This is a genomic window from Rhodanobacter sp. C03, from assembly GCF_002001175.1.
In the GTDB taxonomy this organism is placed as follows: Bacteria; Pseudomonadota; Gammaproteobacteria; order Xanthomonadales; family Rhodanobacteraceae; genus Rhodanobacter.
The window spans coordinates 1098655-1114886 of the sequence record NZ_MUNT01000001.1; the positions used below are offsets into that span (position 1 = coordinate 1098655).

The window sequence follows — 16232 nt, forward strand, 5'->3', positions numbered from 1 at the left end:
GCGTTCAAGAGTGATTGAATGCTCAATGCTAGAGACGTCGCGAGCGTCTGTCGGGCTGGGAATTCAGGAAGTGCAGGGAGTGCTTTTCTGATCGCAAGGCAGGGCGTGACTGTTTCGATCCGGACTCAGCCTGCCTTCGGAGCCTTCGCTGCAACCATGACCATCGCATGCATGCCAAAATCGGCCTTGGACTACCTCCGGAGCTGGGGCAATGGCTGTGATGCACACCAGGACACGCGAATAGATGAGCGCCCTTCAGGACTTGCTGAACACATACCGCGACGCAGCCGTTTCGGAACGCGAAAAGGGTACGTACTTTGAAGAGCTGATCTGCGTGTACCTGCGCAACGAAGCTACCTATCGCGACCTCTACAGCGACGTGTGGACGTATTCGGCCTGGGCCAAGCTGCAGGGGCTTGATAAGCGCGATACCGGCATCGACCTCGTCGCCAAGACCCAGGGCACCGGAGAGTTCCACGCGATCCAGTGCAAGCTCTACGCGGAAGACTATCGGCTGCAGAAGAAGGACATCGACAGCTTCTTCACCGCGTCGGGCAAGAAGCCGTTCACGCACCGCATCATCGTCTGCAGCACCAATCATTGGAGCGAGCACGCCGAGGAGGCGCTGCGCGACCAACAACCGCCGGTTAGCAAGATCGACCTGCACGACCTGGAAACCAGCCAGATCGACTGGGCGAAGTACAAGCCAAAAGCCCCGGCAGTGCTGAAGCCGCAGAAGCAGCTACGGCCGCACCAGCAGTCTGCCTTGGCCGCAGTCAGCGCGGGATTGGACATGGCGGATCGCGGCAAGCTGATCATGGCTTGTGGCACCGGCAAGACTTTCACCTCGCTCAAGATTGCCGAGGAGCGGGCGGGCAAAGGCAAGCGCGTGCTGTTCTTGGTGCCCAGCCTCGCATTGCTATCGCAGACGCTGACCGAGTGGACACAGGAGAGTGCCACGCCGCTGCACAACTTCGCCGTCTGTTCTGACTCGGACGTCGGCAAGAAGCGCAAAGCCGACGATGACAGCGTGCAGACGTTCACCCACGAGCTGCGCTACCCGGCCACCACCGACGCCAAACGGCTCGCCACCGAAATGGCCAAGCGTCATGACGCCACGCACATGAGCGTGGTCTACGCCACCTACCATTCCATCGACGTCATCAGTCAGGCGCAGAAGGTTCACGGCCTGCCCGCGTTCGACCTTATTGTTTGCGACGAGGCACACCGCACGACGGGAGCTACGTTCGAGGGTGACGACGAGAGTCACTTCGTCAAGGTGCACGACGCGGCCTTCATACAGGCGGCTCGGCGCCTCTACATGACCGCCACGCCCAGGATCTACGGCGAGAACGCCAAGGCAAGCGCGCAGAAGGACAACGTGGCGCTTTGCTCGATGGACGACGAGGCGCTGTTCGGCAAGCAGCTCTACGCGCTTACGTTCTCCGAGGCGGTCAAGCGTGGCCTGCTGGTGGACTACAAGGTGATTGTCCTGGCTGTAGAGGAATCCCATATCAACCGCCGCTTGCAAAAGCTTCTGGCCGGTGACGACAACGAGCTGAAGATGGACGACGCCGCTCGGATCGTGGGCTGCTGGAAGGCGCTGTCGAAGCAGGGGCTGACGAACGATCTGGGCGACGATCACCATCCCATGCAGCGCGCGGTGGCGTTCTGCCAGGTCATCGAGGCGAAGAAAGGCGCCAAGTCGCGCAAGGTCGGCTCCAAGAACATTGCGCAGATGTTCCAGGCTGTAGTCGAGGAGTACCAGAAGGGCGCTGATACCGACGAAGAAATCGCCGCCACCCTTACCTGCGAAGCCGAGCATGTGGACGGCGGTATGAATGCCAGCGAGAAAGAGGAAAAGCTCGACTGGCTCAAGGCCGCGGCGCCAGAAAATACTTGCCGGGTACTCAGCAACGTCCGCTGCTTGTCCGAAGGTGTGGACGTGCCCGCGCTGGATGCCGTCCTGTTTCTTACCCCGCGCAACTCGCAGGTGGACGTGGTGCAGTCGGTGGGCCGCGTGATGCGCAACGCGCCGGGCAAGCGGCTTGGCTACATCGTGCTCCCAGTAGTTATCCCCGCCGGCGTGGAACCTCACGAGGCGCTCAACGACAGCAGCACCTACAAGGTGGTTTGGCAGGTGTTGCAGGCACTGCGTTCGCACGACGACCGCTTTGACGCGATGGTCAATAAGCTCGATCTGATCGGCAAGGACACCAGCAAGATGGAAGTGGTGGCTGTCACCGACAAAGTGCAACGTCGGGCCGCAAACCTGCGAACGAGCAAGTCACAGCAACAGGCCGGCAAAGCCCGTGGTGGCCATAGCATCGGGCGAACTTCCCCCGACGAGCGACCACCAGAGCAGGTGGCCATGGAGTTCGAGATCGGGGAGATCGAGCGCGCCATCTACGCCAGGCTGGTGCAGAAGGTCGGCAATCGCCATCACTGGGAAGACTGGGCCAAAGACATTGCTACGATTGCGAACACGCACATAGATCGGATCAAGGCGATTTTGGAGAACCCTGAGAACACGCGTGAGCGCAAGGCGTTCGGCGACTTCTCTGCCGAGCTGCGCGACGATCTCAACGACGCGATCACCGACGCGGAGATCGTGGAGATGCTTGCCCAGCACCTCGTTACCAAGCCGGTTTTCGAGGCGTTGTTCAAGCAATACAGCTTTGCCAAGCACAACCCGATGTCGCTCGCCATGCAGGATGTGCTTGATGCACTGAGCGAACACAACCTGGACAAAGAGGCCGACACCCTTCAGGCCTTCTACGACAGCGTGAAGCTGCGCGCTGAGGGCATCGACAGCGCCGAGGGCAAGCAGAAGATCATCAAGGAGCTATACGACAAGTTCTTCAACGGGGCGTTCCCGGAGTTGTCCAAGCGCTTAGGAATTGTGTATACGCCGGTGGAGGTGGTGGACTTCATCGTCCAAAGCGTCGAGCACATTCTGAAAGCCGAGTTTGCCGAGTCGTTGGGTAGCAAGAGCGTCCACATCCTCGACCCGTTCACCGGAACCGGCACCTTCGTCACACGCCTAATGCAGAGCGGCCTGATCAGCCCCGAACAGCTCCGGCAAAAATACAAACACGAAATCCATGCTAATGAGCTCGTGCTGCTGGCGTACTACATCGCCGCCATCAACATAGAGTCGACTTACCACGACATTGTGGGCGGCGATTACGTGCCGTTCGAGGGCATCTGCCTCACCGACACTTTCCAGATGTACGAAAAGGACGACCTGATCGACGCGCTGCTGGTGGACAACAGCGCCCGGCGCAAGCGGCAGAAGCTGTTGGACATCCGAGTCATCATTGGCAATCCACCATATTCGATTGGGCAGGGCAGCGCGAACGACAACAACCAGAATCTTGCCTACCCGCACTTGGATCGACGTATCGCGGAAACCTACGCCGTCCGTTCTTCAATGACGTCTGTTAAGAACATTTACGACAGCTACATCCGAGCGATCCGGTGGGCCAGCGACCGAGTGCAAGACTGCGGCGTGATCGGCTTTGTCACAAACGCTGGTTTCTTGGATTCCACTTCTTCTGACGGCCTTCGCCAGTGCCTAACAGAGGAGTTCAGCAGCATCTATGTATTCCATTTGCGTGGAAATCAGCGCACGGCCGGCGAGCTATCGCGCAAGGAAGGCGGAAAGATTTTCGGCAGCGGCAGCCGCGCTCCGATCGCTATTTCCTTGCTGGTTAAGAATCCACACGCGCCCGAACACGGACGCATCCTGTTCCACGACATTGGCGATTACCTCAGCCGCGAGGACAAGCTGGAGAAGATACGAACCTACGGCAGCATCGCTGGCATCACCAATACCAACGGTTGGTCAGCCATAGCCCCCGATCTTCATGGTGACTGGCTCAGGCAGCGTGATCGAGGCTTCAGTGCCTTCATCGCTCTGGGCGACAAAAAGAGCGATGGCGTGAAGCTGTTCGACAATTTCTCCCTGGGTGTGGCTACCGGACGTGATGCTTGGTGTTACAACGCTAGCCAAATCGTCGTCTCGGATAACATGGCTCGAATGATCTCGTTCTACAACAGTGAGGTGGCGCGATTCGACACAGCCAACTTAGGGTTGGACAAGAAAGGACGCGAGGCTAAAGTAGAAGGCTTCGTCGACACGGATCCAGCGCAGATCAGTTGGACACGATCTCTCAAGAATGAACTTGTGAAAGATCGCACCTTCACCTTTGATGCCTCCTGCCTGATATCGAGCTTGTATCGCCCCTTCGCCAAGCAATGGATGTATTTCAACCGGCGCTTCAATGAGATGGTGTACCAGATGTCACGCATCTTCCCAGATGCCGAGTTGGGTAATCGAGCCATCATGGTCAAAGGCAATTGGCGCGGAGATGGTCAGTTTGCCCTTATGGTTGATACCGTAACGTGCTTGCAGCCTGATGGAGGCGGTCAATGCTTTTCGCTCTACCTTTACGACGAACCTGCACCGGCTGAATCGCGCGCAAATCAATCAGGCCTATTCAAGGCGGAAGGCGTCACGCCTGTTACGCGGACCCGTCGTGACGCGATCACCGACGCTGGTCTCGCACAATTCCGGTCCGCATATTCGGGTGAGGCTCTCGCCAAAGAGGACTTGTTTTACTACGTTTATGGTCTGCTGCACTCGTCCGACTATCGTGAACGATACGCCGACAATCTCGGCAAGGAACTGCCTCGCATCCCTTGCGTGAAGAAAGTGGCCGACTTCTGGGCGTTTTCCCAAGCCGGTCGCGCGCTGTCAGAGCTACACCTGAACTACGAAAGCGTGCCGATGTACGCAGGAGTGAAAATTGATACTGGCGGCAAGAAGCTGGCCGATGCCGACTACCTTGTGAAAAAAATGAAGGTTCCCAAGATCGGCAACGAGCAAGATCGCGCGACGTTGATCTATAACAGCAAGATCACAGTTACGAATATCCCCCCAGAAGCCTACGACTACGTGGTCAACGGAAAGCCCGCGCTTGACTGGGTGGTGGAGCGCCAGTGTGTGAAGACTGACAAGGCGAGCGGCATCGTCAACGACGCCAACGACTGGGCCATCGACACCATGCACAACCCCCGCTACCCGCTAGAGCTGTTCTTGCGCGTGATCACTGTGAGCCTAGAGACGATGAAGATAGTGAACGCGCTGCCCAAGCTGGAGATCATGTAAGGATGGATGTGCAGAAAGGCTTGATCATTAGGCAACCATGGATCGACCTGATTCTGTCCGGCGAGAAGACATGGGAAATGCGCTCCAACCGCGCGTCGCACCGGGGATCGTTTGGCTTGATCTTGAGGGGCTCAAAGACCGTGATCGGTGTTGCCGATCTAGTGAAAGTTCACGGGCCACTTACCGTAGAACAACTGGAGCAGTCGTTCGTTCGCCATCGCGCCTCACTGTCTGTGCTCAATAACGCCGGGGGGAAACCATGGTCCTGTGCGTGGGAACTGGCAAACGTGCGGCGGCTTCCACGCCCGGTGCCATACGCGCACAAGAGCGAGGTTAGGTGGGTCGAATTTTCCGCCGCAGTTGTTGAAGAGATCCAGACGCAACTGTCTACGCTCTATGCTTAGCGACGTCATATCAAGCAGGTAATGACATGTGCTACTCGGCGCAAATCTGGGCGGACTTCAGAAAATACGAGCGCTTTGGCGGAAAGCTCGCCATTAAGGAATTCACGAAGCTCGCGGGCTGGACGAAGAAGAAGGGCAACTGGGTAAAGGTTGTTCCGAAGGCGATGCGGCGCGCGATGATTGACGCCACGAGTGGCGTGTTGGACATGGAAACGGTCGAGATCGCGCGCGAAGCGGAATCGGAGGCAATCGCCTTGATCGCGTCTGAGATCGGCGTCCAGGAAGCTCGGCTCGTCGAAGCGAACGCCAAGCTGGCATCAAGCAAGCCGACCAAGAAGGCTGAGACCGATCGCCGCGTCGCGACGAACAAGATTGAGGCTGGAAAGAAGAAGCTGGAACTCTTAGCCTTACCAGCGGCGGCCGATGGCATCGACAGAATCTGGCCCGGTCACTTCGCTCCGGTAATGATTCGTGATGCTGAAACCGGCGAGCGTATGGTCGTCCCGATGCGCTACCGCTGCCGTCTGCCGGGGTGGACAGAAGCCGATGAGATCGAGAAGCCAGGCACATATAACGCACGGCGCGACAAGCTTTCGACCGTATGGCGCAAAGTATTCGGCCACAACCACGGGATCATGATCGTGGATCGGTTCTACGAAAGTGTCTATCTCCACAATCTGCAGCAACGACCGCTGGTACCAGGCGAGCGCGAGCAGAGCGTTGAAATTCTCTTCTCGCCGTCGACCGGGGAAAACCTCTTCGTGGCTTGTCTATGGACCTATGTTGAGGCCGCCGGTGATGATCCAGGGTTCTACACGTTCGCCGCGATTACCGATGACCCGCCCTTTGAGGTTGTCGAGGCCGGCCATGACCGGTGTCCTGTTCCAATTCAGGAAGAGGACATCGACGCATGGCTCGATCCAAACCCTGATGACTACGCGCCCTTGTATGCGATCCTCGACCGACGTGTGCGCCCGTACTACGAACATCAACTTGTGCAGCAGAAGTAGCCTTGATTCTTCCGATCGCAACAACTTTAAGCTGACTGCGCGCACCGATGCAGTTGATCATTAGATCCGACCGATCATGATCAGCGCATCGGCATCCTTGCCAGCGAAGGCCACCGGCCGGAATCGGCCAACTGCGGTCAGTCACAGCCTCAACCAAGTTGCCGCAAAGCTGACGTTTAATATGCAAGCGGCGACGCCCCACCCATCCAACAGGGTTCGTACGAAACACGATTGGCTAACCTCAGTCCGATCCCCTATTTCCGCACGCATGAGGCGCTAGTCGGCAGAAGGCAGTTGCAGGCGCGGGAACGCCATCGTCATGGTAGTGCCGACGCCGGACGTGGACTCGACGTCCACGAAACCGCCGGCCTGGCGCACCACGCCGTAGACCTGGGCCAGGCCCAGGCCGGTGCCGCTGCCTTCGGGCTTCGTGGTGAAGTAGGGTTCGAACAACCGCTCGCGCACGCTCTCGTCCATGCCGCTGCCGTTGTCGATCACAGCCAGGGTCACGTAGTCGCCAGCCGGTCGCAGCGTGCTGCCGTGCTCCGCGGTCACCGTCAACCCACCAAGCCGCACAGTGATCACACCCTGCCCACCGCAGGCATCACGGGCGTTGATGCACAGGTTAATGAAGGCCTGCTCGATCGCATGACGGTCGCACATGGTCGACAGTGCGGTGGCGGCACGCTCGATCTGGAAATCCATACCGGCGCCGAGGCTGTGCCGCGCGAAATTCTCGATGTCACCTACGATGCCGACCAGCTCGACCGGCTCGGGCGTGTAGCGATGCACGCGAGCGAATGCCAGCAGGCGCTGCGCCAGCCGCGCGGCATGGTGCACGCCGTCCATCGAATAGCCCAGCAAGCGGCGCTGACTATCGGTGAGGTTGGTCGGATCGTCCTGGATGCTGCTGAGCGCGACCACGGCAATCTGCAGCATGTTGGAGAAGTCATGCGATAGGCCAGCCACCAGTTGACCGATGGCCTCGTTCTTCTGCGATTGTTGCGCAGCGTGCTCTGCGACCGCTTGGGCCGCGCTGGCCAGGCCAAGCTGAAGCTTCAGCGACTGCTCACGGCCCGCGCCCTGCTGATGTGAAACCCGTGCGCGCGCCAACTGGTCATCCAGCCTCTGGTTGCGAACCGTGCTGACGGCGCGAGCGGATTCGCTGAGACTGAGTCTGCTGGCCAGGCCGACGATCGCCGTGTCCAGCGCCAGCTTCGCTTCGACCGCTTCAGTGATGTCGTGACAGATCACAGCCATGCCATCGACCTGATGGGTCGCATCCACATACGGGTGAACGCTGATCAGCCACCAGCCCGGCTCGCCGCTGGCCGATGGCAGCACCTGGGTGAACTGCATGGATCGGCCGGTGCGCGCGGTGGCCAGAGATGCTTCGAGCACGTCACGGGCCGCTTCCGGCCAAAACGTGGCCAGCGGTTGGCTGAGCGCGGCAGCCGGATCGGCGATGCACAACACGGCGCAGCCGCTGGCATTGATGCGGGTAATATGACCGCGCAAGTCGAGTTCGTGGACGCCGTCCGCCGAAAAGGCGAGCAATTGCCGGTAGCGCTCAAGATCGTTCATTTGTGCACTCGTCATGGAGACCGAGCATAGGGCTAATTCGGCCTCACCGCGTTTTTACATAGCGCGGGTCAAGGTCGGTGCATCTTCTGCCCGAGATCACTCATGACTTTTACCCGGACCAGAACCATTCTGCTAGCCGAAGATGACCGCAGTGCCCGTGAAGTCACGGCGCTGGTGTTAGAGGCCGCAGGCTACAAGGTGATCACGACCGGCAATGGCACCATCGCACTGGATATCCTGCAGAACGACGCCACCGTCGACCTGTTGCTGAGCGACATCCAGATGCCTGGTGGTATCGATGGCATCGAACTCGCTAGGCGCGTGCAGATGAAGCGGCAGATGCCGATCGTGCTCACTTCGGCGGATCCACGCAGCAGCTTCGTGTGGTTTCCCGACAACGTGGCCTTTCTGCCTAAACCCTACGATCGCCGCGCGCTGCTTGCCGCTGTGACGGGGCTGTCATGGCCGGCTGCGGCCTGAGATCAAGTCGTTCGGAGCCTAGCCTCGCTGAGCCAGCTGTTGCAGGAAACTTGCTGCCATGCAGTGAGGGTGAGGGAAAACGGTTCGCCGCGTACAAGCTGAGCCTTCGCCAGCCAGTCGCGCACAGGCACTAGACGAGCGCGTAGCAAGTGCCCTTGGAACGACTGCGACTGCAGGTTTGATCAGACCTTCCGGAGCCCGCATCGGTGCTTGTAGGTGCGGACTCTTCTTGCGTGACGCTGGCTCAGCGACCGGTCCGCACTTCGGCACGCATCCCGAGCCAGCCCTTGAAAGTGGCAATCACCAGCGGGGTCGCACCGAAGATGATGAACACCGCATCGCCCGGCATGCGCATCCATTCGAGGATGCGCGTGCGTTCCATGTCCAGGTAGGCGAAGCTACGCGCGTGCCAGTAGCCGTGCTCGATCACGTCCAGCAATTGCAGCACGCCGTTGGGAAACAGGCTGAATACGATCATCATCGCCAGCCCGATATTGGTACCCCAAAACGAGCATCTGACGTACTTCTCGATGCCGGGCCAGTTCTCTTCGGTCGCGGTCTGTCGCAGCACGAACACCATCAGCGCGATCGCCAGCATGCCGAACACGCCCATCATCGCGGCGTGCGCGTGGTTGGGCGTCAACAGAGTGCCAGTTTCGTAGTAGCTGACGATCGGCAGGTTGATCAGGAACCCGAACATGCCGGCGCCGACGAAGTTCCAAAAGCCCACAGCCATTAGGAAATAGAACGTCCACTTGTGCGGTACGAGGCGCTCGATACCGTCAACATCCACCTTGTTTCTGGTAGTCCTGACGAAGTCCCACGCATCCAGCGTCAGCAAGGTCAACGGGACCACCTCCAAGACCGAGAACATCGCCGACATTGCCATATTGAACGTGTTGTGGCCCTCGAAATACCAATGGTGACCAGTGCCAATCAGGCCACCCAGGAAATACAGGATCGCGTCAAGATAGATCACCCGCAACGCGATGTTGCGATGGGCCAGGCCCAGTTGGTAGAGGATTAGCGCGACCACGGTGGTGGCGAAGAACTCAAAGAAACCTTCGACCCACAGATGGATGATCCAGAATCGCCAGGTCTCCACCACGGTAAGGTTGGTCGACGCGCCGTAGAACAGCGCCGGGATGTAAAACACCGGGATCGCCAGCGCCGCCCACAGGAACATTCGTGCGATCGGGCGCGCGTTGATATTGGCGACCTTGCTCGGCCGCGCCACCCAATACAGCAGCGCAAACCACACCAGCAGACCGAGCACCAGCAGGTACTGCCAGAAGCGGCCGATTTCCAGGTATTCCCAGCCCTGGTCGCCGAACCAGTACCACCATTTACCTAACAGGTTAGACATGCCCGCCCATTCACCGAGCATGCTCAGTGCGATCACCGCTACGAAGGCGCCAAACAGCAGGTGTGTCCACATCGCTAGTCCACGCGGCTCGTCATCCCGCTGGCGCAGCGTGCGCCCGAGGAACAGCGCCGCGGCGACATACGAGGTGGCGATCCAGAAGATGGCGCTTTGCAGATGCCAAGTGCGCATCAGATTGCTGGGGAAAATATCTTCGAGCTGGAAGCCGTAGAAGCCCTTAGGCTCGGCGCGGTAATGGCCTAGCGCGCCGCCCACCAAGGTCTGGAAGAGGAACAGCAACGCCACGACGACAAAGAACTTCAACAGCGCCCGCTGCCCCGCGCTGGCCTGACCCGGCAGAATACTGGGCGGCAGGCCGTGGCCGCGCGAAATCCAGCCGAGATAATCGAACTTGCCGAAGACCAGCAACACCGTCGCGATGCCGGCCAGCAGCACCAGCAGGCTCAGCGCGCTCCACAGGTAGGCGCCGGCGATCGGTGTATTGCCGACCAGTGGTTCATACGGAAAATTGTTGGTGTAGGAATAACTGTAGCCCGGACGATCAGCGACCGAGGCCCAGGCGGCCCAGGTGACGAAGGCGCTGAACTCACGCAACTCTGTCGGATCGGAGATTAAATCAGGCTTGAGGCCACCGTCGGTGGCAGGGTGCTGGAAGTAATCGGTCCAGTGTACGATCTGCTGATTCCAGGCCAGCGTTTCCGCAGGCGTGAGTTGCAACGTGTCGGTGCCGACGTTGTAGCGATTGGTTTTCAGCAGTACGCCGACTTGTCCGTAGATGCCGGCCTGTTGCTGGGGGTCGAGGTCGTCAACCGGCTTACCATACTGCTGGCGTGCCAGCACATCGGCTGTGTCCAGACCCATGTGGTGCAACGCTTCGGCTGAGTAGTCGGGACCAATGTAGGCCCCGTGGCCCCAGATCGAACCGTTGTCCATCAAGCCATATTTAAGGAACACGCCCTGGCCGGCGCTGATATCTGCGCCCGTGAACAACGTCTGGCCCTGTGCATCGACGATCTTGCCGGGAATCGGCGGGGCGTTGCGATAGCCCATGACGGTCATGGCCACCAGCATGACAAAGCCGAATGCCATCACGATCAGGATCGAACGAATCCACCACGGAGACAGGGCTGAAACCTCCGGTTCGACCAGAGGTAGTGCTGCGTCATTCATCATGGTTCTCCCGAACAGAGCGAAATGCTGCCATCGGGAAGGGCGTGCTGTCACGCCAGCAGTCGTTATGGGTTCCGATTCAACGTGTCGGATATCACCCTTTGGATGACGAAGTAGTGAAATTTGTCTTGAGGCCACGCGGCTGAATTGGACCTCTTCCCCGGATTTGAGTGGCAAGTAGCGGTCGATTCTGTTGATAAACTCAACTCGAAAAATTAGGCGAGAAAACAACGGACATGAGAACGCGATTTCGCGTCAATTTTGTTCACGAATGGCGTTTGATCGAACTCGCGTAGTCAAGCGCGCCCGCCTAAATTCGTGGTTTTTTTGGTTAACCTTGGGCGCTTACCGCGTTGTCGCCGAACTGCCCGAAAGCGGACGGTCGCCACCGGCAGGTTAGGGTCGGGTTCCGCCGGTCAACATCGGCTTGCAGCGGGCTACAGTGGTAGGAGGCTGGTCACTGTCGATTGGTCGCGTAATGCATTAACCGCGATGCGCGCATCGGTGGCGCATTGTTCATGTAGGTGATCGACTGCGGTGCCCGCACTGATTCAGTGAAAATCGCGCGACCGCACGTCTAGCCCACCGAGCAGCTCGCTCATGTCGAGCAAGCGACTGGCGATCAGATGACACACGCCATCGACCGCCTCCCAGCGTCCGTCGATTCCCAGCAGTTCTGATTCCAATAACACTCGCCTGTGGGTTTCGGCGACATCGCGCCATACGATGACGTTGACCATGCCGTGCTCGTCTTCCATGGTCAGGAACGTCACCCCGCTGGCCGTCTGGGGTCGCTGACGCATCGTGACAAGGCCAGCGACGCGCGCATAGCTGTTATGGGGCCGTCGGCGTAGCGTTCGTGAGTCGGTGCATCGGGCTGCGCGCAGCCGATCCCTGATCTGTGCCATGGGATGTACCCCCAGCGTCAGGCCGGTTCGTGCGTAATCCGCCAGCGTGTCCTCGGCCTGTGTCGGCTTCGGCAACACCACCGCGATCTCTGTCGGGCTGACGTTGCCGAAGAGCGGCAGCTGCTTTTCGACACCGGCGATCTCCCAGTGCGCGTGATGACGATGCCGCGACAGACCCCGCAGTGCGCTAGCCTGCGCCAGCAAGTCCTGGTGATGCTTGTCCACGGCCGCTCGGGCGCAGAGATCCGCGATGTCGACGAACGGGCGTTGTGTTCGGGCTGCCATGATCCGGCGTGCAGCTTCTTCGCTGAACCCGCGCACCTGGCGCAGGCCGAGCCGGAGCGCGGGAGCTTCTTCATCCCGAGTAATGAGCGTGTTGTCCCAATCACTGCACTCCACGTCGATAGGGAAGACGTCGATGTCGTGTCGCCTGGCGTCTTGCACGATCTGGCTTGGTGCATAGAAGCCCATGGGCTGGCTGTTCAACAATGCACACGCGAAGGCCGCCGGCTCGTGGCACTTCAGCCAGCAGCTCGCATAGACGATGCCGGCGAAACTGGCTGCATGACTCATCGGAAAGCCATAGCTGCCGAAACCCTTGATCTGCTCGAATAGCTGCTCAGCAAAGGCGACCGTGTAGCCCCGTTCGATCATGCCAGTGAGGAGGCGGTTCCGATGTTTCTCCAGGCCGCCATGCCGCTTCCATGCGGCCATGTCGCGTCTGAGCCCGTCGGCTTCGCCTGCGGTGTACCCGGCCGCGACCATGGCTAGCTGCATGGCCTGTTCCTGAAAAAGTGGAACGCCCAGCGTGCGCTCGAATACTTGCCTCAATTCCTCCGATGGGTAGTCGACGGGTTCCTCGCCCCTGCGCCGACGCAGATACGGATGCACCATGTCGCCCTGGATTGGGCCAGGCCGCACGATGGCGACTTGCACCACCAGATCGAAGAAGTTCTCAGGTCTGTGTCGCGGCAGCATGGCCATCTGCGCCCGCGATTCGATTTGGAAAACGCCGATCGTGTCCGCCCGCTGGATCATCGCGTAGGTGTCGGGATCCTCCGAAGGCAGCGTGGCCATCGAGTAATCCTTCCCCCGCTGGTCGCGCAGCATGTTCAAGCACTTCTGCACGCAGGTGAGCATGCCCAAGGCCAGACAGTCGACCTTTAACAAGTTCATCGTGTCGAGATCATCCTTGTCCCACTGGATGATCGTGCGATCGGGCATCGCAGCGTTCTCCACCGGCACCAGTTCGCTCAGGGGTGCATCCGCGATAACGAAGCCGCCGACGTGCTGCGACAGGTGACGCGGCATGTCCAGGATCTCGGCCGTCAGCTTGATGATGCGCCGGATGACTGCGCTCTCAGGATCGAACCCACGCTCGCGCAACTGCTTCGTTAGTGACTCGTCGCCATTCCACCATGCAAACACCTGGCTCAACTGATCGACCTGGTCCAGCGGCAGCCCCATAGCCTTGGCAACGTCCCTCACGGCACTCTTGCCGCGGTAACAGATGACGGTCGCCGCCAGAGCGGCACGCTCTCGACCGTATTTGCGATAGATGTATTGAATGACCTCTTCGCGGCGCTCGTGCTCGAAGTCGATGTCGATGTCTGGCGGCTCGTTGCGCTCCTTGGAGATGAACCGCTCGACCAGCAGGCTCATCTTCATCGGGTCGACTTCGGTCACACCGAGTGCGAAGCAAACTGACGAGTTCGCCGCGGACCCTCGGCCCTGACAGAGGATGCCCTGGCTTCGCGCGAAGCGCACGATGTCGTGCACGGTGAGGAAATAGGGCTCGTAGCGCAGTTCCTCGATCAATCCCAGTTCGTGCTCGATCTGTTTATGCACTTTCTCCGACACCCCTTCAGGCCAGCGCCAGCGCGCGCCTTCTTCCGTCAGCTGGCGCAACCAGCTGGTAGCGGTGTGGCCTTCCGGCACGAGCTCGGCCGGATAGCGATAACGCAGCTCATCGAGCGTGAAGGTGCATCGTGCGGCGATCCGCGCACTCTCGTCGAGCAAGGCCTCGGGGTAGAGCGTGGCGAGCACGTGTCGGCGCCGTAGGTGTCGCTCACCATTGCGTGCGATCAACCCTCCCGCCGCGGCGACTGGTACGCGGTGTCGGATCGCCGTGAGCGTGTGCTGCAAAGCCAGCCGCCGTCGGACGTGCATGTGCACGTCGCCCGCCGCTACCAGTGGCAGATCCAGCTCGCGGCCGATCGCTTCCAGTTCACGCACGCGCCGTGCATCGTTCGGTCCGCGATGTAGCTCAACGGCCAGCCAGGCGCGATCGCCGAACGTCTGTCGTACCCAGCGACCATGAGCCATGTCGGCGATCAGGTCAGGAGCCCACAGGACCAGCGTGCCTGGCAAGCCGGTGACCATGTCAGCGCACGTCAGGCGGTAGGTGCCTTTCTCCGATGCACGTCGACCCTGTGTGATCAGACTGCAGAGCGACGTGTAGCCTGTCTTCGTTTCGCACAACACGACGATCTTGGGACCATCGTCGAGCTGGATTTCCGAGCCGACGATCAAAGGCACGCCCGTTTGGCGTGAGGCTTCCAGCGCGCGGACGATACCGGCGAATGAGCACTCGTCCGTGATCGCCAGAGCGGAATAACCGCACGTCTTCGCCCGCTCGAACAGTTCGCGTGCACTGGATGCGCCGCGGCCGAAGGAGAAGTTCGACAGGCAGTGGAGCTCCGCGTAGGCCGTCATGCAAACCACCCGTGGATCATCCAGCCGGTCTGCTCATCGGGTGCGCAGAACGCCCAAGCTTCCTGCCCCAGTGAGGTCTCGATGACGTAGTAGTCGCGGCAGACTTCACCCCCATCCCACCAGCCCGTTTCGACGCGCTCTGGACCCGCCAAGATGATTGGGTTCCCGCCACGCAACGGAACGGGACGTCGAAGCAACCAGGTGGGTCGTGGATGGGGCTCGATCGGCACTTCATCATGCGTGGCCTCGCGCTGCGCACGTTCGGGCCGAGGGTCCTGTGTGCTGCCCAGTCGATAGACTGCGCCATCCCCCAGCCGCGCGCGCAGTCGTTCGCGCAGCTGCTCGATCGGCAATGCATTCGCATGCCGCTCGTCGAACAGATCACGTCCTGCGGGCACGAACGCCGGCAGATCACGGGCGATCAGGCGCAGCGCCAGAACTGGCTCAGGCAGCGTCACGTGTTCCAGCCGACCCCGTGCAAACTCGAACAACAGGGCACCGTCGCGCTCCGATGCCAGCAGCCCCACAGGCACATCCGTGAAGTGACCTTCGCGGTGCTCCAGGCGCAGCAGGAAACGCTGCACTCCACCATCGCGACCAGCCAGGTACGCGGCCAGATCATCGACCATGCGCCGCACTGGAAAGATCAGGGCGGATTGGTTCTCGACCTCGTGGAGCAATTCGATGCGCAGATCGAACGTGTCCGGCGGTCGATACAGCTCCAAGCCAGACGGCAGATCGCCAGTCAGACGATCCAGCGACGCCAACAGCTCCACGCCGAAGCGTCGACGCAATCCGTCTCGTGGTAGCGCCAGGACTTGGCCAAGTGTGCGAATACCCATGCTGGGCAGCGTCGCGATCGCCTTTTCGGGCAATCGACTCTTGACGATCGACACCCGCTGCAGGGCGTTGCGCAGCGTGTCTACGGTCAGCACCGCTTGCCCATCGGAAACCGTCGTCAGCACATGGGCGGCGTGAGCGGTCGGTGCCGCCGCCATGCGATGACGGAATCCCAGGTCCGTGAAGTCCGCCCGCAGCATGGATTCAAGCCGTGGCCACGGCCCGAACAGACCCATGCTCTTGCTGACCTCCAGCACAATCGCATGCGGCAGCAGGCTGACTTCGGAGCTGTAGCGGTAAGCCACAGCGGCCAGGAACTGATGCCACCTCTCTACCGACTCACGGTCATACGGGATCGCGTCGAACTGCGACAGCAACGCTTGCGCAGCGCTCAGTCGCTGCCCGACATGCAAGCCTGCCGCTCGGGCGGCGTCATTGGCCGAGACGATCGTACGTGCGTTGATCGGCCCGTCGACCAGCACCAACGGTCCTTCTGTGGGGCGACGTCGGAGAATCCCATCCAGCGCCAGACTTGGCAGGTAGATACAGGCCCAAAGCATGTCT

The 16232-nt window shown here is 60.2% G+C and carries 8 protein-coding genes; 4 read left to right on the plus strand and 4 right to left on the minus strand.

All coding sequences use genetic code 11. The annotated features are described in order from the left end of the window. Positions 1-244 precede the first annotated feature (244 nt). The 3 genes from B0E48_RS04690 to B0E48_RS04700 are packed head-to-tail and all read left to right on the plus strand — an operon-like array spanning position 245 to position 6587. Complete coding sequence (locus B0E48_RS04690) at positions 245-5173, plus strand: type ISP restriction/modification enzyme (RefSeq protein WP_077516349.1); 4929 nt, start codon at positions 245-247, stop codon at positions 5171-5173. A gap of 2 nt (positions 5174-5175) precedes the next feature. Then, a complete protein-coding gene (locus tag B0E48_RS04695; protein WP_077516351.1) occupies positions 5176-5577 on the plus strand; it encodes an ASCH domain-containing protein in 402 nt (133 codons plus the stop codon). Between the two features lie 26 nt (positions 5578-5603). Continuing rightward, positions 5604-6587 (plus strand): SOS response-associated peptidase family protein, encoded by a 984-nt coding sequence (locus B0E48_RS04700; protein ID WP_077516353.1) that lies wholly within the window; start codon positions 5604-5606, stop codon positions 6585-6587. A gap of 276 nt (positions 6588-6863) precedes the next feature. On the opposite strand, the gene B0E48_RS04705 is transcribed toward B0E48_RS04700, so the two are convergent. Beyond that, positions 6864-8171, minus strand: coding sequence for a PAS domain-containing sensor histidine kinase (locus B0E48_RS04705; protein ID WP_168170284.1), 1308 nt, complete (start codon positions 8169-8171; stop codon positions 6864-6866). Between the two features lie 102 nt (positions 8172-8273). Between B0E48_RS04705 and B0E48_RS04710 the strand changes: the two genes are divergently transcribed. After that, entirely contained in the window at positions 8274-8651 is a 378-nt protein-coding gene (locus B0E48_RS04710; RefSeq protein ID WP_077516357.1) for a response regulator, read from the plus strand. 244 nt (positions 8652-8895) lie between these two features. On the opposite strand, the gene B0E48_RS04715 is transcribed toward B0E48_RS04710, so the two are convergent. The 3 genes from B0E48_RS04715 to B0E48_RS04725 form a co-directional block, all read right to left on the minus strand. Continuing rightward, positions 8896-11436: a cbb3-type cytochrome c oxidase subunit I gene (locus B0E48_RS04715; protein WP_254423842.1), complete on the minus strand. Its 2541-nt coding sequence runs from the start codon at positions 11434-11436 to the stop codon at positions 8896-8898. A 320-nt stretch (positions 11437-11756) separates the two neighbouring features. Beyond that, on the minus strand, positions 11757-14828 hold the full coding sequence (locus tag B0E48_RS04720) for an error-prone DNA polymerase (protein WP_077516359.1): 3072 nt from the start codon (positions 14826-14828) through the stop codon (positions 11757-11759). Next, entirely contained in the window at positions 14825-16228 is a 1404-nt protein-coding gene (locus B0E48_RS04725) for a DNA polymerase Y family protein (protein WP_077516360.1), read from the minus strand. Before B0E48_RS04725 ends, B0E48_RS04720 begins: the two co-directional genes overlap by 4 nt. Positions 16229-16232 lie beyond the last annotated feature (4 nt).

Coding starts and splice junctions, on each gene's coding strand:
- B0E48_RS04700 (WP_077516353.1), top strand. CDS start 5,604: ATGTGCTACTCGGCGCAAATCTGGGCGGACTTCAGAAAATACGAGCGC.
- B0E48_RS04710 (WP_077516357.1), top strand. CDS start 8,274: ATGACTTTTACCCGGACCAGAACCATTCTGCTAGCCGAAGATGACCGC.
- B0E48_RS04705 (WP_168170284.1), bottom strand. CDS start 8,171: ATGAACGATCTTGAGCGCTACCGGCAATTGCTCGCCTTTTCGGCGGAC.
- B0E48_RS04725 (WP_077516360.1), bottom strand. CDS start 16,228: ATGCTTTGGGCCTGTATCTACCTGCCAAGTCTGGCGCTGGATGGGATT.
- B0E48_RS04720 (WP_077516359.1), bottom strand. CDS start 14,828: ATGACGGCCTACGCGGAGCTCCACTGCCTGTCGAACTTCTCCTTCGGC.
- B0E48_RS04695 (WP_077516351.1), top strand. CDS start 5,176: ATGGATGTGCAGAAAGGCTTGATCATTAGGCAACCATGGATCGACCTG.
- B0E48_RS04690 (WP_077516349.1), top strand. CDS start 245: ATGAGCGCCCTTCAGGACTTGCTGAACACATACCGCGACGCAGCCGTT.